This is a genomic window from Streptomyces sp. NPDC005374 (assembly GCF_042872225.1).
Taxonomy (GTDB): domain Bacteria; phylum Actinomycetota; class Actinomycetes; order Streptomycetales; family Streptomycetaceae; genus Streptomyces.
In genome coordinates this window covers 100,296-118,006 of sequence record NZ_JBIAKA010000018.1, presented here as the reverse complement: position 1 = coordinate 118,006, position 17,711 = coordinate 100,296, and the positions used below count along the sequence as shown (strand labels likewise).

The following is a 17,711-nucleotide window of genomic DNA, read 5'->3' as shown; positions in this document are numbered from 1 at the left end:
CGAACTTACGTATGCCTCTGTGGCACCGGGTGCCGCACTCGCCGCCGCAGTCGAGCGCACCGTCCTACCCAACAGGAACTGAACGAAGGTCAAAAGTTACTTCGCGTAACAGCTACTAAGGGGCATCGCACCAGCCTCATAGTCGTTTGATAACAACGCAATAACTCAAACGTCGTACCCACCGGTATGGCGCCACTTAGAGTGCGGCAGCGGGACCGCCTTCCCGAACCGCTCGGAGTTGCCCCCATGAACGCTCGCAGTAGTTACAGCACGCCCCCCAAGGCCGGCCGGTCGGCCTACGGGGTGGCGACGGCCGTCTTTCTGCTGGCCATCCCCCTGGTCGTGATCTACGGAGGTGTCTGGCTCCAGGACTTCCTCAACTTCGGAGCGGGAGTGGTGACGCTCGTCCTCCTCACCTGCTCCGTGATCTGGGGACTCGTCGCACAGGACCGGTTGATCCTCAACACCCGGCAGCGGATCGTCGCGCAGGGCATCCACCGGATCACCGCCGTGGGCTCGATCGCGTTCCTCCTGCTGCACATCGGGATCAAACTGACCCTCGACCACACGACGTGGATCGCCGCGTTCATCCCGTTCGGGCTCGGCTTCTCCAGCAGTGGAGGGCTCATCGGCCTCGGCACCCTGGCCGGCCAACTCATGATCTTCGTCGGCATCACCGGCGCCCTGCGCAACCGGTTCGCCTCCCCGGCACCGGTCGCGGCGCGGTGGCGGGCGATGCACATGCTGGCCTACCCGGCCTGGTGTGCCGGGCTGGTCCACGGCCTCTACGCGGGTCGCGCGGTGAAGGCCCCGATCTTCACGTACATGTACGTGCTCTGCCTGCTCGGCGTCATCGCGGCCCTCGCCCTGCGCTCGGCACCGCGCCCGTTCAAGCGCAAGGTCACCGACCGGATCGCCATGCTCCTCGGCGCCGAGGAGCGGCCGGGCCGTGAGGAACTGGAGGCCAGCCGCGCCAGGAGGGCCGCGGAGAGCGCCGGCCCGGGCCGTGAGGGACGCCGTTCCGCGGAGTCCGGCGGCCGACGGTCCGAGTCCGTTCTGCCCGGCTACGAGGGCCTGACCCAGCAGACCGGTCCCACACCCGTCTACGAAGCCCCCGAGCCCGCGGCGAACGGATTCGCGGCCGCCTACCGCGCCGTGACACCCAACCCCCGCGCGCAACAGCCCTACGAGACCGGCCAGACCGCGCGCATGGACATGCCGATGGACATGCAGGCGGCCACGGATCCCATCGCGCGCGTGGACGGCGGCGGCAGCACGTCCGGCAGTTGGCCGATCCCGTCCCCGCCGCCGGTCGGCGAGGCACCCCCCTCCGTCTACGACCCGCTCCAGGACACGGGCTACAACATCCCGACTTATAACAGCAATTCGGGCACTGCCAGCTATCTCTCGGGTGACGTGCGCGACACCGGTGAGTCGAACGACCTTTACGGCACGTACAACCCGAATGACACGTACAACAGCGGTCCCGCCACAGATCCAGCGCCCGGTCAGTCGTACGACTTCGACTCGCCGGGATCGGGCGAACCTTGGAACACGCCTTCCGGAGGCTATAGGTGAACGAGGCCCTGCCCGACGTACCAGAAGTCCGCGTGGTCGGACTTCCCCAGCTCACGTCGGGCTTCGACCTTGTCGAACGACTTGACCTGCCCATGCACCTGAAGGTGCATGGGCCACTCGAACCCATGGGCGGAGAGCAGCTCGCGAAGCTGTCCGAAGCCATCAACCTCAAGGGGCGCGGCGGTGCCGGCTTCCCCTTCCACAAGAAGCTGCGCTCGGTCGCCGAGGCGGCGATCAAGCGCGGTGTGCGGCCCGTCGTCGTCGTCAACGGCAGTGAGGACGAACCTGCCTGCCGCAAGGACACGGTGCTCATCAACCGTGCCCCGCACCTCATTCTCGACGGCGCCCTGCTGGCCGCCGAAGCCCTGGGTGCCCGCACGCTCGTCATAGGCGTCACCCGGGAGTCCACCCAGCGCTCCATGGAGGCCGCCCTCGCCGAGCGCGGCCTCAGCAACGGCCGCAGATCGGCTCTACGCGCACGCGTGCAGCGCAATCCCGTCCGTATGGTCACCGGAGCGGCGGCCTCGCTGATCCGTTCGATCGACGGCGGCCCGGCCATCCCGCCCGGCCGCAAGGTCAGCGCCTCGCAGAACGGCGTCGGCGGCGCGCCCACGCTCCTGTCCAACGCCGAGACCTTCGCGCAGCTGGCGATCGCCGCGCGCATCGGCCCGGAGCGCTACGGCAACACCGGTCTGTACGACGAGCCGGGCACCGTCATGCTCACGGTCTCCGGCGCCGTGGCGCGCCCCATGGTGCTCGAGGTCCCCACCGGCGTACCGCTGCGCTACGTCCTCCAGCTGGCCGGGGCCCCGCCGGTTCCGCAGGGTGTGCTGACGGGCGGCTACCACGGCAAGTGGATCGACGCGGCGACGGTCAACGAAGCGGTCGTCTCCCGCAACTCCCTGGACGCGGTGGGCGGCGCGCTCGGCGCCGGCGCGATCCTGCCGATCACTCAGGAGACCTGCCCGCTGGGCGAGTCACTGCGCGTGGCCCAGTGGCTGGCCGAGGAGAGCGCGGGCCAGTGCGGCCCCTGCTACCTCGGTCTGCCGGCCGCCGCACGCGGCCTGGAGGACATCCTCAACGGCGGTGGACCGGCCGCCCTGGAGGCGCTCAAGCAGGTCGCCAAGAACGTGAAGCGGCGCGGCGCGTGCTCGCACCCGGACGGCTCCGCGATGTTCCTCGAGTCGACCATCAAGGCGTTCACGGACGACCTTGCGGCCCATGTCCTCGGCAACGGCTGCGGACGGCCCGTGGAGGGCGTTCTGCCGCTCTTCGAGGGCGGCAAGATGCCCACGGGCATCCCTGGCGGCGCCGAGGCCGAGGAGACCGGCCCCAGCCGTCAGAAGATCTACGTCGACTGGACGCTGTGCCGGGGCCACGGACTGTGCGCCGACATCCTCCCCGAGGTCTTCGAACTCGGCGCCGACGGCTTCCCGACCGTCGCCCAGGCACAGGTGCCGCGCTACGCCGAGGCCAAGGCTCTACGCGCGGTGCGTCGCTGCCCCGCCCTCGCCCTGCGTCTGGAGGAGGAGGCACCGCGCGACAAGGCTCCCGCCCGCAACCTGCCGGTCCTCTCCCAGGGCCGCGGACGCCGCGCACTGGGCCGCTGAACCGACGACACCGAGGGGGCCGCCCGAATGCCGGGCGGCCCCCTCGGTCGTGTGCGGGACAACTGCCCCTGGAAACAAAAGAATCCCGCCGGATCAAGTGATCCGGCGGGATCTTTCTGTTTGCTGTGGAGCTAAGGAGATTTGAACTCCTGACCCCCTGCATGCCATGCAGGTGCTCTACCAACTGAGCTATAGCCCCGTGTTGCGTTCCGCCCGGCTTCCCCGGCGGCGACGCCAACATTACACGGTCCCCCGGGTGGAACACCAAATCGTTTCCCCGAGGCGTCAAGGCCCCCGAGGCCCGCCTCGACGACGGGCCTCAAGCAGTGACGAACGAGTAGAACCGTTTGAGCGTGCAGTGTTCTTCGAGGAGACGGCCGTAGATCGGCTCACCCTCCAGTTCGCGGTACGTCTCGATGGGGTCGCCTTTTATGATCAGCGCCCGCGCGCACTCCTCGCACCAGTACTGGTAGTCGGGATTGACCGGCTCCATGTCCCGCACGATCGGCGTCCCGCTGCCGCACCAGTCGCACTTTCGCCTGTGTGCACCCATCGATCAGCTCCAGCTGTGGCCGCAGGCCGTGCACACGTAGGAGATTCCGCCGTTGTCGCCGAGTACTTGGGCGACGTGGACGGAACCGCAGGAAGGGCAGATGAGGCGGACCGTCGTGTCCCTTGACGACGCCGCGTCGCGGAGGTGGCCGCCCTCCACGAGGATGCTCGCAGGCATCACTACTCCCTCCCGTCGGGCCGCGCCCCCTTCCGGCCGTTTGATTCTGCCACGGCCGGACCAATACGGTCAGCGACGCCTGAGTACCAGTCCGGACACGGCACCCACCACAGCGGTCCCGGCCAGCGCGAACATGCACGCCAAAAACGCCTCCGCAGAGGTATACGCCTCAGAGGGGCCGAGTGACTCAAGCCGGTTCAAGAAGAGTGTGCCGAAGCCCGCGACACCGATCAGCTGGCCGAGCTGTGTGACCGTGGCGAGCAGCCCGCTGGCGTCCGCCGCATGCAGGGGCGGCACCGTGGCCAGGGCCCCGGTGAGTGTGGGACTGAAGGCGAGCGCGAGCCCCACGCCCACGCCGGCGTACGCGGCGTACAGCGCCACGCCTCCCGTACCGCCGTCCTTCAGGGTCAGGCCCACGCCCAGCACGCCCATCGCGGTGATCGCGAACCCGGCGGGCGTCAGCCGACGCTGCCAGGAGGCGGGCCAGGTGCGCCAGGTGAGCCCGACGATGCCGAAGATCACAGCGGTGGGCGCGAAGGAGAGCCCTGCCCGCAGCGCGCTGTAGCCGAGGCCGCCCTGCACGTACAGGGTGAGCGCGAAGAGAAAACCGCCGTTGACGGCCATGACCGCCATGATCCGGAGGACGGCGAGGCCCATCCCGGGATGACGCAGCACACTCGGTGCGATCAGCGGGGCGCCGCCGCGCCGGGCCAGCCGCGACTCGTGGACGCAGAAGACCGTGAAGAGGAGGACGGCGGCGGACAAGGACAGCCAGGACCACAACGGCCAGTCCTCCTCCTGCCCGAGCACCAACGGCACCGTGCACAGCGACACCGCCGCCCCGACCAGCAGCAGACCGGGCAGATCGAGGCCGCGCGCCCGGTCCCGGGGCGTCGTACGGTCCCCGGGGAGCAGGAGGCGGCTGCCGACGGCCAGCAGGACGAGACCGACCGGCACGTTCACGAGGAACACCGGCCGCCAGCTCGTGCCGAACAGGTCGGCGCTGACCAGGACTCCGCCGATGACCTGTCCGGCGGCCGCTCCGACCGCGAGGACCGCCGCGTACACGCCGAGCGCCTTCATCCGGGCCTCGCCGGTGAAGTTGCGCTGGATCAGGCTGAGCACCTGCGGGATCATCACCGCCGAACCGGCGCCCTGCACCAGCCAGAAGACGATCAGTTCGATCGACCCCTGCGCCAGCCCACAGGCGAGCGAGGCCACCGTGAACAGCGCGAGCCCGGTGAGGTGGACTCGGCCGTGGCCGAAACGCTCACCGAACCGGGCGCCGGTGATCAGCAGCACCGAGTACGTGATGGCGTATCCGGCGACGACCAGCTGGAGTTCGGCGCCCGACGCATGCAGTTCCGTGCCGATCGTGGGGGCCGCGACGTTCACGATGAACACGTCGAGCAGAGCCATGAACTGGGCGGCGAGCAGGAGCGCGAGCAGCGGCCGGGGCCGGTTGTCAGTGGCGGGTGCTTCACTTTGGACAGGTGAGGAAACGGGTGCAGGACCCGGTCCCGTCCTGGGCGTTGTCGTCATGCCGTCGAGCTTGAGGACATCCCGGTACGGGTGCCGAGAGCCCACCGATGCTGGTACTGCCAGCACCTGGCAGGCGACGGGTCCGGCATCGAGGATGGTCGTGACGAGGTGACGACGGGGGACGTGACGATGGGGGACGTGAAAGTGACGACGACACAGCGACGGCGGCCCGAGCTGGCCTCCTTCCTGCGCAGCAGGCGCGCCCGGGTGACCCCGGCCGACGTGGGCATGCCGCCGGGCCTCAGGCGCCGCACTCCGGGTCTGCGCCGCGAGGAGGTCGCCCAGCTCTCCGGCGTCGGTGTGACCTGGTACACCTGGCTGGAGCAGGGACGGCCGATCAACGCGTCCTCGCAGGTCCTGGACGCCGTGGCCCGTACGTTACGGCTCGACCTGCCGGAGCGGGAGCATCTGTATCGCCTCGCGCAGGTGCCGTTCGCCCCGGCCCCAGAGGGGCTGACGCGGTCGACGAGCCCGGAAGTACAGAGCATCATCGACGCCCTCGACCCGCTCCCGGCGGTCGTCTACAGCTCGCGCTACGACATCCTGGCCACCAATCCGGGCTACCGCGAGCTGTTCGTCACCCCCGAGATCGTCGACATCGGGGTGCCGAACGCCCTGTGGACGCTGTTCACGGTGCCCGAGGAGTCCAGCCCGGTGATGTACCGGGAGCGCGAACTGCCCGTCATGGTGGCGACCCTGCGGTCCTCGTACGGCAGACATGTGGGCGAGCCGGCCTGGGAGAGCTACATAGACGCGCTGGCGGCGGCCAGCCCGTACTTCGCCGAGCTGTGGGCGAGCGGAGAAGTGGTCCGACCGGGGCCCCGGGTCAAGACGTTCCGTCACAGGGCCGTGGGCGAGCTGCGGATGACGTCGCAGTCGCTGTCGATCGACGGAATGCCGGAGTGCCGGATCGTGGTCTACACACCGGAGGACGAGGAGACACGGGAGAAAGCAGCGCGACTGCGGGAGCACACAGAAAACCCCGCCTCCTGAAGGAGACGGGATCCTCATTACCGATCTTTGACAACTCAACAGAGTGTCGTTCTGTGGAGCTAAGGAGAATTGAACTCCTGACCTCCTGCATGCCATGCAGGCGCTCTACCAACTGAGCTATAGCCCCGCGTGTTCTTCCCGCTCGGCGGGGGCGAACAAGAAGAACTTTAGCCTGCGACCTGCCGGAAAGTGAAATCCGGGTTCGGGGCCTCAGTCGTCGTCGCCCAGCACCGGCTCGGGAAGGGTGCCGGCGTTGTGCTCCAGGAGGCGCCAGCCGCGGGCGCCCTCGCCGAGGACGGACCAGCAGCAGTTGGAAAGGCCGCCGAGGCTCTCCCAGTGCCGGGACTCCAGACCGAGCAGCCGCCCGATGGTGGTGCGGATCGTGCCGCCATGGCTGACCACGACGAGGGTGCCGTCGTCGGGGAGCTTGTCGGCGTGCCGGAGCACGACGGGGGCGGCACGGTCGGCGACCTCGGTCTCCAGTTCGCCACCGCCGCGGCGCACTGGCTCACCGCGCTTCCACGCGGCGTACTCCTCGCCGTGCCGGGCGATGATCTCCTCGTGCGTCAGCCCCTGCCAGACGCCCGCGTAGGTCTCGCGCAGGCCCTCGTCGTGGGTCACGTCCAGGCCGGTGAGCTCGGCGAGCTCGGCGGCTGTGTTCGCGGCCCGCTGGAGGTCGGAGGCGACGATCGCGTCGGGCTGGAGAGAGGCCAGCAGCCTGGCCGCGCGGCGGGCCTGACCGATGCCGGTCTCGGTGAGCTCGACGTCGGTGGTGCCCTGGAAGCGGCGCTCCACATTCCACGAGGTCTGGCCGTGCCGCCACAGGATGACGCGGCGCCCCCGGCCCTTGCGGTCGGCGGGAGCGGTCACCGCGGCTCCCCGAACTCGGCGTCGTCCCCCTCGGCGCGGAGCTCGGCATGCTCGGCGGCCTTGCCGCGGGTCGCCTTGGCGTCGGCCGGCAGCTCCAGCTCGGGGCAGTCCTTCCACAGCCTCTCCAGGGCGTAGAAGACCCGCTCCTCGCTGTGCTGGACGTGGACGACGATGTCGACATAGTCGAGCAGGACCCAGCGGGCCTCGCGGTCGCCCTCGCGGCGCACCGGCTTGACGCCGAGCTCCTTCGACAGCCGCTCCTCGATCTCGTCGACGATGGACTTGACCTGGCGGTCGTTGGGCGCGGACGCCAGCAGGAAGGCGTCGGTGATCGACAGGACGTCGCTGACGTCGTAGGCGATCACATCATGGGCGAGCTTGTCGGCGGCCGCCTGCGCGGCGGTGTGGACGAGCTCGAGGGAACGGTCAGTGGCGGTCACTACAAGGCTTTCGGTCGGCGGTCGATTGACATCAAGGGTCTCACGGTCCGCCGACGGCACCCCACGTGATCGCGGAGATCACGCGAGGTGCCGTTACGGGCCGACGGGCCCTAGGACGAGGAACCGGGCTTGTAGTCCTGGCCGAGGATGACGGAGACGTTCGCGCTCGACGAGATCGTGCCCTTGGCGACGGTACTGGTGGGCAGACCCAGGGTCTTGGCGACCTCGGTCGCGTTCGCCTTGTCCGAGGCGTCGGCGTAGAGGACCTGGGACGTGGCCCGGGAAGCGGCGGGCGTGCCGCCGTCGACGAAGGTGAAGCCGCCGTTGAGGAGGACGACGCGGGCCTTCTCGGTGTTGTCCTTGGCGCCGGTGGCGTTCTGGACGGAGACGCTCACGGCCGCGTCCTTGTCGGGGCTCTTCGCCTTGCCGCCGAGGACGTCCTTGACCACGCTCGCACTGGCCTCGGCGCTCAGAGTGCCGTCCTGCTGGACGGGCAGCAGAGCGGTCCTGTAGTCGCCGCCCTTGGCGAGGTCGGCGAGCTTGGCGAGGAAGGTGCCGAGGTCGCTGTCGGTCAGGGACGGGTCGAGGATCTGCGCCAGCGTCTGCACGGTGGTGGTCGCGGCCGTCGGGTCGGAGGACAGCTTGCGCAGCACGCCCTGCATCACCTGGCCGAAGCGCTCCAGCTGGGCGTTCTGGGCCTCGCCGGAGGCGCGGTAGGTGGCGTAGGCGACGGCCATCTTGCCGCTCAGGGTCTGGCCCTTGCCTTTGCTCACCAAGGGCTCCTCGCCCTTCTTCTTGGCGGCCGGGTCGGGCACGTCGGTGTTGGTGTCGACGTCGATGTTGCCGACGAGGTCGACCAGGTTCTGGAGGTAGGGGGTGTCCAGCCGCCAGGTGCCTTCGATGTCGGTGCCCAGGACGGTGTCGAGGGAGTCGAGGGTCCCGGAGGAGCCGTCGTCGTCGACCGACTTGGCGAGCGTGGTCGTGGAACCGTCGTCGGCCGTGAGGGTGAGGGCGTTGGGGATCAGGACGGTGGTGCCCTGCTTGGTGGTGGTGTTGTCGACGAGCAGCGCCGTGGAGGTGCCGCCCTTCGCGGTGTTGTGCAGATGGACGACGATCACGTCGCGGTTCTGGGCGCTCGCGGCGATCGTGGTGCCCTGCTCGGAGTCCGACTTCGACAGGCCGGGCAGCTTTCCGGCGTACCAGAGGTAGCCGACGCCGCCCACCGCGACCAGGGCGAGGACGACCACCAGGGCGACGATCCGGCTGCGGGCGCGGCGCTTGGCCTCCTCGCGTCGCTCAGTGCGGTTCTCGGTGAAGTTGAGCCAGTCGATGACGTCCTCGGAGTCACCGTCGGGCTCCTCGATGAACGCGAACTGCGCGGTCTGGTACTGCCGTTCGTCGCCGTCGGCAGGAACCGCGCCGGGACGGTCCGCACCGGGACGGTCCGCGCCCGGGCGGTCCTCGTCGGTGTCGGGCGCGGGACGGTAACCCTGGCGGGCCTGGGTGTCCTCGGCGTAGCCCTGGCTGCCCTGCGCGGTCGGCTGCGCGCTCTCGCCCCGGGCACCCTGCTGCGGGATGTAGGCGGTCTGTTCCGCGACGCGGGGCTGCTGGCCGCTCGCGGCGGCCCGGCCGTAGGGGTCGTACGCCGTCGCCGAACCGCCGCCCTGCTGGGGCCCGTTGGCATACGGGTCGTAGGGCGGCACAGGCGCCTGCTGCCCGGTGTCACCGGTGCCGTAGGGGTCGTACGGCGGGGCGGGGTGCCGGCCGCCCGTGTCGTAGGGCGCGGGCTGCTGCGGGCTGCCGGTGGCGTACGGGTCGTAGCCGTAGCCCTGCTGTGCGTAGGGGTCGTACTGCTGCTGGGGGGCCTGCTGTGGCGGGGCCTGCTGGTAGACCGGCCTGCCGTAGTCGTCATAGCCGACGAGTACGTACTGGTTCTCCTGGTCGTCGCCGTAGCCCGCGTCGTATCGGTCGTTCACCGGTGCCCCTCTCGGCTCACTCGCCGCGGTACAGCTCGCGCTTGTCGATGTAACGCACGACACCGTCCGGCACGAGGTACCAGACGGGGTCGCCCTTGGCGACTCTCGCCCGGCAGTCGGTGGAGGAGATGGCCAGGGCGGGGACCTCGACGAGCGAGACACCGCCCTCGGGCAGCCCGGGGTCGGCCAGGGTGTGGCCCGGCCGCGTGACCCCGATGAAGTGCGACAGGGAGAACAGCTCTTCCACGTCCCGCCAGGTGAGGATCTGTCCCAGGGCGTCGGCGCCCGTGATGAAGAAGAGGTCGGTGTCGGGGTTGAGGGCCTTGAGGTCGCGCAGCGTGTCCGTGGTGTAGGTCGCTCCGCCGCGGTCGATGTCGATGCGGCTGACGGAGAACTGCGGGTTCTCGGCGGTCGCGATGACCGTCATCAGATAGCGGTCCTCGGCCGGGGACACCGCGCGGTGGGTCTTCTGCCAGGGCTGGCCGGTCGGTACGAACACGACCTCGTCCAGATGGAACTGCGCGGCGACCTCGCTGGCCGCCACGAGGTGCCCGTGGTGGATCGGGTCGAACGTTCCACCCATGACCCCGAGGCGGCGCTTGCCGGGGTTCGACGGGCCGTTGCCCTGGCCGGTAGGCATGTCCTGCTCTCCCATGCGTGCAGACCCTACCGGCCCGGCCTGAGGGCACCGTCCGACGGTGGCCCGAAGTGCCCCGCTTTGAGCACCCGGCGCCTCAGCGGTCGCGGTTGAAACGGGTGGTGATCCACAGCAGAAGCAGCAGGAGGATGAACGCGCCACCGCCTGTGACCAGCGGGTTGAGGCTCTCGTGGTTGCCGCCGTGCTCCTCGCCCTCGGCAGCGAGGGTGACCAACTGGGCAGCGGTGCTGTGGATGCTCATCTTCGGCAGGACCTATCCGGTGGGCGGGATAAAGATGTCGGCCCATGGTAAGCGGGCACCGAGGCGGGGATCACGCCGACTCCACCGTTGGAGGCGGCGCGGCACTCGGGACTGCCGGGCGCTCGGGGACGGCGGGGGAACCTTCGCCCTCCCTCACTCGTCCTTCCGCTTGTACCCCCGCAGCAGGAACCACGCGGTGAACGCACAACCCACGAACATCACGACCAGTACGACCCGGAGCAGATCTCCGGACCCTTGCTGCTCGGCGGCGCTCGCGGCCTCGGTGAGCCAGGCGGCCCGGGTGTGCTCCATGACGTGGACTCCTTCGCTGTACTGCCCGTCCACGCTATCTCCGCCTAGGCTGGGCTCTGCTTCGGGGGCGCAAAGGGCCGCACAAGGGTCCGCAAAGGATCACAGAGGCCGAAGAGGCACAGCCAAAGACGCACATGGGGGAAGACATGTCCGACGACGGCCATCAGAACAACGGACACGAGAACGTGCCGAGCAGGCAGCGCAGGCGTTTCCCGGGAATCTCCTCGCGTGCGTACGAGCACCCCGCCGACCGCTCCGCCCTGGTGGCGCTGCGCAAGCTGAGCGGTTTCGACACGGTGTTCAAGGCGCTCAGCGGTCTGCTCCCCGAGCGGAGCCTCAGGCTGCTGTTCCTGTCCGACTCGGTGCGCGTCTCCGACCAACAGTTCGCGTACCTCAACGACATGCTGCGGGACGCCTGTTACATCCTGGACCTGGAGAAGGTCCCGCCGATGTACGTCAACCAGGACCCGCAGCCGAACGCGATGTGCATCGGCCTGGACGAGCCGATCATCGTCGTCACCACGGGCCTGGTCGACCTGCTCGACGAGGAGGAGATGCGGGCGGTCGTCGGACACGAGGTGGGGCACGCCCTGTCCGGCCACTCGGTGTACCGGACCATCCTGCTGTTCCTGACCGGCCTCGCTCTCAGGGTGGCGTGGATCCCGCTGGGCAACATCGCGATCATGGCGATCGTGACGGCGCTGCGCGAGTGGTTCCGCAAGTCGGAGCTGTCGGCGGACCGGGCGGGCCTGCTGGTCGGCCAGGACCTGCGGGCCTCGATGCGCGGCCTGATGAAGCTCGCGGGCGGCCACCATCTGCACGAGATGAACGTGGACGCGTTCCTCAAGCAGGCCGAGGAGTACGAGGCCGGCGGCGACCTGCGCGACTCGGTCCTGAAGATCCTCAACATCCTGCCGCGCACCCACCCCTTCACCACCATCCGGGCGGCCGAGCTGAAGAAGTGGGCCGAGTCCCGCGACTACCAGCGGATCATGGACGGCCACTACCCGCGCCGTACCGAGGACAAGAACACCTCGGTCTCCGACTCCTTCCGTGAGTCGGCGGCCAGTTATGCGACGAACGTCAAGAGCTCCAAGGACCCGCTGATGAAGCTGGTCAGCGACATCGCGGGTGGAGCGGGCGATCTCGGCGGCCGGGTCCGCAGGGGCTTCGGCGGCTTCTCGAGCTCCGCGCCGGGGGAGAACGAGACGCCGACGGACACGCCCCGGAACGGTAAAGACCAGCCGCCGACGGACACCCCTCGAAACGACGAGGAGGACTGAAACCTCGGCCTCCCAGGGCGGTCCCGGGGTGTGGCCTCCTGACTGCGCGGGGCCGTGTCGCTGCGCGGCTCCGCCGCGGGGGCGCCCTAGGGCCCCGGCCCACCGTCGGCTCGCACCCCGGCCGGCACGCCCCCCACTCGCCCGCACCCGGCGAACCTGCCACCAGGCCACCGGCCCCGTGTCACACCTTCGGCTGCGCGCTGGTGGCCAGGGACCCGCACAGCGCCGTCGCGCTGCCCGTGGCGTACGGATCCGTGCCCGCCGGCCCGCCCGCCTTCGCGGTCTGTCCGGCCAGCAACGGGTGCAACCGGTTCGTGGAGTCCTCGGCACACGTCAGCGGTCCGGCCTGGACGTAGGAGACGACCAGCTGGGCCGTGTGCATCCGCAGATCGTCCCGGTCGAACCGGAAGTGCAGCTCGCGCCGGACGGTGAACAGCGAGACCTCGGCATCCGCGCCGCCGGCCGACCGCAGCGCGTACACGAACGTGTGGTCGGCGGTGACCTCCAGCGTCGACGAGTCGGTCTCGGCGGCCTGGAGACTGCCCTGCACCCGGATCCTGCTGTCGGCCAGCCGCGCCTCGGTGGGGTCGAAGCGAACCAGCCACCCGGTCGGCGCGTGCCGTCCGTCCGCGGTCGGGTGGGCGAAACTCTGGTCGAACTGGTCGAGTTGGTCCGTGTCGACGAGGACCCGCACCGCACGGGCCTGGCCGCCGACGAGGACGTCCGGGTCGAGCGAGGACCGCACGATGTAGTCCTTGGCGGTGGTCAGCGCGCTCACGACCTGGCTGTCGGAGAAGTGCTCGGTGCGGCGGGACGCCGGCAGCGGGATGCCCTTGGCGCCGACGCGGAACTGCGCGGCGGGGCTGTGCGCGTACAGGTACTCCGCGTCGGTGTACCCCGGAACCCTGCCCTCCGGGGCCAGCGGGATGACGGTCATCCGCAGGGGTTCGACGGGCTGCTGGGCCGCGGAGGTCTGGTAGGGATGCCGTACGCCCATGTAGATCGCGGTGCCGAAGGCGACGGCGATCAGCAGGACCAGGATCAGCGCCTGCCGGGACAGTCCCCGGCGCAGCGGCGGGCGGCGGCGCACGGCGGGCGCATGATCGGCGATGCGCTCGCGCGCGGAGTACTCCTGGAGACGGGCAGCGCGGACGAACGACTCGTCGAAGACGACGGATCGATACTCTTCCTCGCCGCCTCCGGGGCCGCCCTCGGGTGTCCCCTCAGTTGGGTCTCCTGGCCCTCCCATATCTTCAGAGTAGGTCTCGGGAAGCCCGGGTAAACGCCCCGCTGCGCGACAAGTTCTGACAGGTCTCACCAGGATCGTCAGAGATCGGCCCAGGCAGCACCCAGGCAGTAGCCAGGAAGTGCTCAGGGAGTTCGCGGGAACGCGGAGGCGGCTGGCTGGGAGTAGTCGGCCGACGCCGAGGGGGTCACCGTGCTCGCCTGCTCCAGACCGGTCGAGGCGGGCGGCGGAACCCGGTCGCGGCTGCCGGAGGAGGAGCCCCGGTAGACCGCCGTGAAGGCCAGCGCGACCATGCCGATGCCCATGACCAGGGCGAGCATCCAGGCGACGGGGCGGTGCCAGCGGACCTGCTTGCCGTACGTCCCCGGGGCGCCGTAGCGGCCTTCGAGGATTTCGGTGTCGTCCAGGTCGTCGAGGTCGGGATCATGGCCGAAACCACCGGTGCCGTATCCCTCGCCTCTGGGGTGGGCGCGGCGGGCCTCGGCCTCGGAGGCCTCCGCTCTCGCCTGGGCGGCGGCCAGGAGGCGTTCGACGGCGGTCGGCTCGTGCACCACGGCCGCCTGTACGAAGGCCTCGTCGAAGACCACGGAGGCGAACTCTTCGTCCGACACCCCGCGGTCGTGGTCGTCGTCGGGCTCCCAGCCGTCAGGGAACGGCGTGCCCCCCACGTCCTCCGGCACGGATCCAGAGTAGACCTGGGGGGTCAATTTGGGCAGACGGTATGGAAATTCATCCGCCCTGTGAGACACCTCTCGCGCGCCCGGAGGCGCCCGGCGTCAGCGTCGTACGTGTCCGTCGCCGGTCACGATGTACTTCGTGCTGGTCAGCTCCGGCAGGCCCATGGGGCCGCGGGCGTGCAGCTTCTGGGTGGAGATGCCGATCTCCGCGCCGAAGCCGAACTGGCCGCCGTCGGTGAAGCGGGTGGAGGCGTTGACCGCGACGGTCGTGGAGTCGACCAGCTGGGTGAAGCGGCGGGCGGCCTGCTGGGAGGTGGTGACGATGGCCTCGGTGTGGCCGGAGGTCCACAGCCGGATGTGCTCGACGGCCTTGTCGAGCGAGTCGACGACGGCGGCGGCGATGTCGTAGGAGAGGTACTCGGTGTCCCAGTCGTCCAGGGTGGCCTCGACGACGGTCGCCTTGGTGTCCTTCGCGTACGCCAGCACGCGCGGGTCGGCGTGGACGGTCACCCCGGCCTCGGCAAGGGCGTCCAGGGCGCGCGGCAGGAATTCGGGCGCGATGTCCTGGTGGACGAGGAGGGTCTCGGCGGAGTTGCAGACGCTGGGGCGCTGGGCCTTGGAGTTGATCAGGATGTCGACCGCCATGTCGAGGTCCGCGTGGGCGTCGACGTAGACATGGCAGTTGCCGGTGCCGGTCTCGATGACAGGGACGATCGACTCGGTGACGACGGTCTGGATCAGCGAGGCGCCGCCGCGCGGGATGAGCACGTCGACCAGGCCGCGGGCGCGCATCAGTTCGCGCACGCTCTCGCGGCTCTCCCCGGGCACGAGCTGGATGGCGTCGGCGGGCAGCCCGGCCCCGCCCACGGCGTCGCGCAGGACCCGTACGAGGGCGGTGTTCGACTCGTACGCGGAGCCAGAGCCGCGCAGCAGGACGGCGTTGCCGGACTTCAGGCACAGGGCGGCGGCGTCGACCGTGACGTTCGGGCGGGCCTCGTAGATGATCCCGACCACGCCGAGCGGGACGCGGACCTGGCGCAGGTCGATGCCGTTGGGCAGGGTCGAGCCGCGGACGACCTCGCCTACGGGGTCGGGCAGCGCCACGACGTCCCGGACGTCGGAGGCGATCGCGCGCACCCGCTCCGGGGTGAGCGTGAGCCGGTCGATGACGGTCTCGCTGGTGCCGGCCTCGCGGGCCCTGGCGATGTCCTTGGCGTTGGCCTCGACGATCTCGCTCGTACGGACCTCCAGCGCGTCCGCGATGGCGAGCAGCGCGTCGTCCTTCTCGGCCCTGGGCAGCGGGGCGAGGTCGGCGGCGGCGGCCTTGGCCCGGTAGGCGGCCTGGGTGACCGGGGTCATGGAGTCGTACGGCGAGAGCGAGGTCATACCGGAAGGGTAGTGCGCCGTGCGGGGCCGCCCAGCGGTTGTTCCACAGCGCGAGACAGGATCGAAGGGAGGACCAAAGGGACACCGTGACGGGGTCGTCGGGGACCGCGATCAGAACGGGTGGACTCCGACGGGCGTGGCCGGCGGCGGGCCGTAGCCCTCCGCGATCCGCTGGTGGTAGGTCTGGCGGTCGATGACCTCCAGGCCGACGATCTCCCACGGCGGCAGGCCCGCGGTCTGGCGGTGCTCGCCCCACAGGCGCAGGGCGACGGCGGCCGCGTCGTGCAGGTCACGGGCCTCCTCCCAGTACCGGATCTCCGCGTGGTCGTTGGCGTAGCGGCTGGTCAGCAGGAACGGGTGGTCGTGGGCGAGCTGTTCGAGGGCGCGCCGGACCTCCTTGAGCGGGGCTTCCTCGCCGGAGACGCTGAGCGTGACGTGCCACAGACGGGGCAGGTCCTCGGGTTCCTCACCCTGGAAGCGGTCCCCGGCGGCGACACTCGTCAGCGTCCGCTCCTCGCCGGGCACCCGTGCGACGGCACCGCCCGGAGCACCGGATCCATCGCGGGACGCGGCCGCCCCAGGGCGCACTCGTCTCACGACGGCCTCCTTTACGCACAGATCGACCCCACGGGTCGGCGGAATGTGTCCCTGAGACAAAGTTGAGCAGGCCGCAAGAGCTCGTGGGGCGGTTTTGCGGAACGTCCACCTCAGGGCGACGCTCTTGGCAGGGCGTTCACCCCGTTTTCGGGCACCTGGGGCACCCGGGGCGCCGGAAGCCACCGGGTCGCCGGGGCCGTCAGGGGTGAAGGATCACGAGATCGTCCCGGTGGACGACCTCCCGCTCGTAGGCCGGCCCCAGCTCCCGGGCCAGTTCCCGGGTCGAGCGGCCGATCAGCCGCGGGATCTCCTTGGCGTCGAAGTTGACGAGGCCGCGGGCCACCGCGTGCCCCGTGCCGTCCCGCAGTTCGACGGGGTCGCCCGCGACGAACTCGCCCTCGACGGAGGCGATCCCGGCCGGCAGCAGCGACTTGCGGCGATCGACGACCGCCTTCACCGCCCCGTCGTCCAGGGTCAGGGAGCCCTGCGGGGTGGACGCGTGCTGGAGCCACAGCAGCCGGTCCGCGGAGCGCTTGCCCGCGGGGTGGAAGTAGGTGCCGGTGTCGCCGCCGGACAGCGCGTCGGCCGCGTGGATCGTGCTGGTCAGCACCACGGGGATGCCGGCGGCGGCCGCGATCCGGGCGGCCTCGACCTTGGTGACCATGCCGCCGGTCCCGACGCCCGCCTTGCCCGTGCTGCCGATCTCGATGCCCGCCAGGTCGGCCGGTCCCCGCACCTCCGCTATCCGCGAGGTGCCTGGCTTGCTGGGGTCGCCGTCGTAGACGCCGTCGATGTCGGAGAGCAGGACCAGCAGGTCGGCGTGGACCAGGTGGGCCACCAGGGCGGCGAGCCGGTCGTTGTCGCCGAAGCGGATCTCGTCGGTGGCGACGGTGTCGTTCTCGTTGACGATCGGAAGGGCGCCCATGGCGAGGAGCTTGTCGAGGGTTCGGGAGGCGTTGCGGTGGTGGGCGCGGCGGCTCATGTCGTCGCTGGTCAGCAGCACTTGGCCGACGCGGACGCCGTAGCGGGCGAAGGAGGCGGTGTAGCGGGCGACGAGGAGGCCCTGGCCGACGCTGGCGGCGGCCTGCTGGCGGGCGAGGTCACGGGGGCGGCGGCGCAGGCCGAGCGGGGCGAGTCCGGCGGCGATGGCACCGGAGGAGACGAGCACGACCTCGCGCTCGCCGCCGCTGCGGCACTTCGCGAGGACGTCGACGAGCGCGTCGACCCGGTCGGCGTCGAGGCCGCCGGCGGCGGTGGTCAGCGAGGAGGAACCCACCTTGACGACGATCCTGCGGGCCTCGCCCACGGCCTGCCTTGCCCCTGCCACCTTGTTTCCTGTCCCCTCGCGCCACTTCGGGTACTCGCCCGCAATGTACGCGAAGGGGACGCGGACAGGCGCATCCGTCCAGTCCCCGGACCCGGTACCGGACGCGTTCCGGGGCCATTCCGGTTCCCGTTCCGAGAAAAGCGGAATTACACCCTCCCATTAATCGAAAGTGAATTTCTTCCGACTTCCGGATGTACAACCATTCACCTCTCACCTGTGTCGAACTGGCCATGAAGATCCGCCGG

18 protein-coding genes and 2 tRNA genes are annotated in these 17,711 nt (G+C 70.1%); 4 read left to right on the top strand and 16 right to left on the bottom strand.

Annotation, left to right across the window (positions count from 1 at the left end; translation table 11 throughout):
• Positions 1 to 246: 246 nt before the first annotated feature.
• Both ACFYRX_RS36605 and ACFYRX_RS36600 read left to right on the top strand, forming a co-directional pair.
• Entirely contained in the window at positions 247 to 1,578 is a 1,332-nt protein-coding gene (locus ACFYRX_RS36605; protein WP_389109555.1) for a cytochrome b/b6 domain-containing protein, read from the top strand.
• The gene (locus tag ACFYRX_RS36600; RefSeq protein WP_389109553.1) at positions 1,575 to 3,188 is read left to right on the top strand and encodes an NADH-ubiquinone oxidoreductase-F iron-sulfur binding region domain-containing protein; all 1,614 of its coding nucleotides are present in this window, start codon (positions 1,575 to 1,577) and stop codon (positions 3,186 to 3,188) included. Before ACFYRX_RS36605 ends, ACFYRX_RS36600 begins: the two co-directional genes overlap by 4 nt.
• 126 nt (positions 3,189 to 3,314) lie before the next feature.
• Here the strand turns inward: ACFYRX_RS36600 and ACFYRX_RS36595 are convergent.
• From ACFYRX_RS36595 to ACFYRX_RS36580, 4 genes are all read right to left on the bottom strand, one after another.
• Positions 3,315 to 3,387 (bottom strand) — tRNA-Ala (locus ACFYRX_RS36595).
• A gap of 120 nt (positions 3,388 to 3,507) precedes the next feature.
• The gene (locus ACFYRX_RS36590; protein WP_003976229.1) at positions 3,508 to 3,741 is read right to left on the bottom strand and encodes a hypothetical protein; all 234 of its coding nucleotides are present in this window, start codon (positions 3,739 to 3,741) and stop codon (positions 3,508 to 3,510) included.
• A 3-nt stretch (positions 3,742 to 3,744) separates the two neighbouring features.
• On the bottom strand, positions 3,745 to 3,918 hold the full coding sequence (locus tag ACFYRX_RS36585) for a hypothetical protein (RefSeq protein WP_389109551.1): 174 nt from the start codon (positions 3,916 to 3,918) through the stop codon (positions 3,745 to 3,747).
• A 69-nt stretch (positions 3,919 to 3,987) separates the two neighbouring features.
• Positions 3,988 to 5,355 carry an MFS transporter gene (locus ACFYRX_RS36580; protein WP_389109857.1) on the bottom strand — a complete coding sequence of 456 codons (1,368 nt, stop codon included), beginning with the start codon at positions 5,353 to 5,355 and terminating at the stop codon, positions 3,988 to 3,990.
• 234 nt (positions 5,356 to 5,589) lie between these two features.
• On the opposite strand from ACFYRX_RS36580, the gene ACFYRX_RS36575 reads away from it, so the two are divergent.
• Complete coding sequence (locus tag ACFYRX_RS36575) at positions 5,590 to 6,453, top strand: helix-turn-helix transcriptional regulator (RefSeq protein ID WP_389109548.1); 864 nt, start codon at positions 5,590 to 5,592, stop codon at positions 6,451 to 6,453.
• Positions 6,454 to 6,507: 54 nt separating this feature from the next.
• Here the strand turns inward: ACFYRX_RS36575 and ACFYRX_RS36570 are convergent.
• The 7 genes from ACFYRX_RS36570 to ACFYRX_RS36540 all read right to left on the bottom strand — a co-directional run bounded on the left by ACFYRX_RS36570 (position 6,508) and on the right by ACFYRX_RS36540 (position 10,950).
• Positions 6,508 to 6,580 (bottom strand) — tRNA-Ala (locus ACFYRX_RS36570).
• A gap of 83 nt (positions 6,581 to 6,663) precedes the next feature.
• Positions 6,664 to 7,323: a histidine phosphatase family protein gene (locus ACFYRX_RS36565; protein WP_389109546.1), complete on the bottom strand. Its 660-nt coding sequence runs from the start codon at positions 7,321 to 7,323 to the stop codon at positions 6,664 to 6,666.
• Positions 7,320 to 7,763 carry a ribosome silencing factor gene (rsfS, locus tag ACFYRX_RS36560; protein ID WP_389109543.1) on the bottom strand — a complete coding sequence of 148 codons (444 nt, stop codon included), beginning with the start codon at positions 7,761 to 7,763 and terminating at the stop codon, positions 7,320 to 7,322. The genes ACFYRX_RS36565 and rsfS overlap by 4 nt, the downstream gene beginning before the upstream one ends.
• A 110-nt stretch (positions 7,764 to 7,873) precedes the next feature.
• Entirely contained in the window at positions 7,874 to 9,739 is a 1,866-nt protein-coding gene (locus ACFYRX_RS36555; protein ID WP_389109541.1) for a LytR C-terminal domain-containing protein, read from the bottom strand.
• A 16-nt stretch (positions 9,740 to 9,755) separates the two neighbouring features.
• Positions 9,756 to 10,394, bottom strand: coding sequence for a nicotinate-nucleotide adenylyltransferase (gene nadD / locus ACFYRX_RS36550; RefSeq protein ID WP_389109538.1), 639 nt, complete (start codon positions 10,392 to 10,394; stop codon positions 9,756 to 9,758).
• A 79-nt stretch (positions 10,395 to 10,473) separates the two neighbouring features.
• A complete protein-coding gene (locus ACFYRX_RS36545) occupies positions 10,474 to 10,638 on the bottom strand; it encodes a hypothetical protein (protein ID WP_389109535.1) in 165 nt (54 codons plus the stop codon).
• Between the two features lie 153 nt (positions 10,639 to 10,791).
• Positions 10,792 to 10,950 (bottom strand): hypothetical protein, encoded by a 159-nt coding sequence (locus tag ACFYRX_RS36540; RefSeq protein ID WP_389109533.1) that lies wholly within the window; start codon positions 10,948 to 10,950, stop codon positions 10,792 to 10,794.
• Positions 10,951 to 11,096: 146 nt separating this feature from the next.
• Between ACFYRX_RS36540 and ACFYRX_RS36535 the strand changes: the two genes are divergently transcribed.
• On the top strand, positions 11,097 to 12,233 hold the full coding sequence (locus ACFYRX_RS36535) for a M48 family metallopeptidase (protein ID WP_389109531.1): 1,137 nt from the start codon (positions 11,097 to 11,099) through the stop codon (positions 12,231 to 12,233).
• Between the two features lie 181 nt (positions 12,234 to 12,414).
• On the opposite strand, the gene ACFYRX_RS36530 is transcribed toward ACFYRX_RS36535, so the two are convergent.
• From ACFYRX_RS36530 to proB, 5 genes are all read right to left on the bottom strand, one after another.
• Positions 12,415 to 13,482 carry a hypothetical protein gene (locus ACFYRX_RS36530; RefSeq protein ID WP_389109528.1) on the bottom strand — a complete coding sequence of 356 codons (1,068 nt, stop codon included), beginning with the start codon at positions 13,480 to 13,482 and terminating at the stop codon, positions 12,415 to 12,417.
• 122 nt (positions 13,483 to 13,604) lie between these two features.
• On the bottom strand, positions 13,605 to 14,186 hold the full coding sequence (locus ACFYRX_RS36525; protein ID WP_389109526.1) for a hypothetical protein: 582 nt from the start codon (positions 14,184 to 14,186) through the stop codon (positions 13,605 to 13,607).
• Positions 14,187 to 14,255: 69 nt separating this feature from the next.
• Positions 14,256 to 15,542: a glutamate-5-semialdehyde dehydrogenase gene (locus ACFYRX_RS36520; RefSeq protein ID WP_389109523.1), complete on the bottom strand. Its 1,287-nt coding sequence runs from the start codon at positions 15,540 to 15,542 to the stop codon at positions 14,256 to 14,258.
• Between the two features lie 111 nt (positions 15,543 to 15,653).
• Positions 15,654 to 16,130 carry a hypothetical protein gene (locus tag ACFYRX_RS36515; protein ID WP_389109854.1) on the bottom strand — a complete coding sequence of 159 codons (477 nt, stop codon included), beginning with the start codon at positions 16,128 to 16,130 and terminating at the stop codon, positions 15,654 to 15,656.
• A 208-nt stretch (positions 16,131 to 16,338) separates the two neighbouring features.
• Positions 16,339 to 17,445 (bottom strand): glutamate 5-kinase, encoded by a 1,107-nt coding sequence (gene proB / locus ACFYRX_RS36510; RefSeq protein WP_389109852.1) that lies wholly within the window; start codon positions 17,443 to 17,445, stop codon positions 16,339 to 16,341.
• Between the last annotated feature and the right edge of the window lie 266 nt (positions 17,446 to 17,711).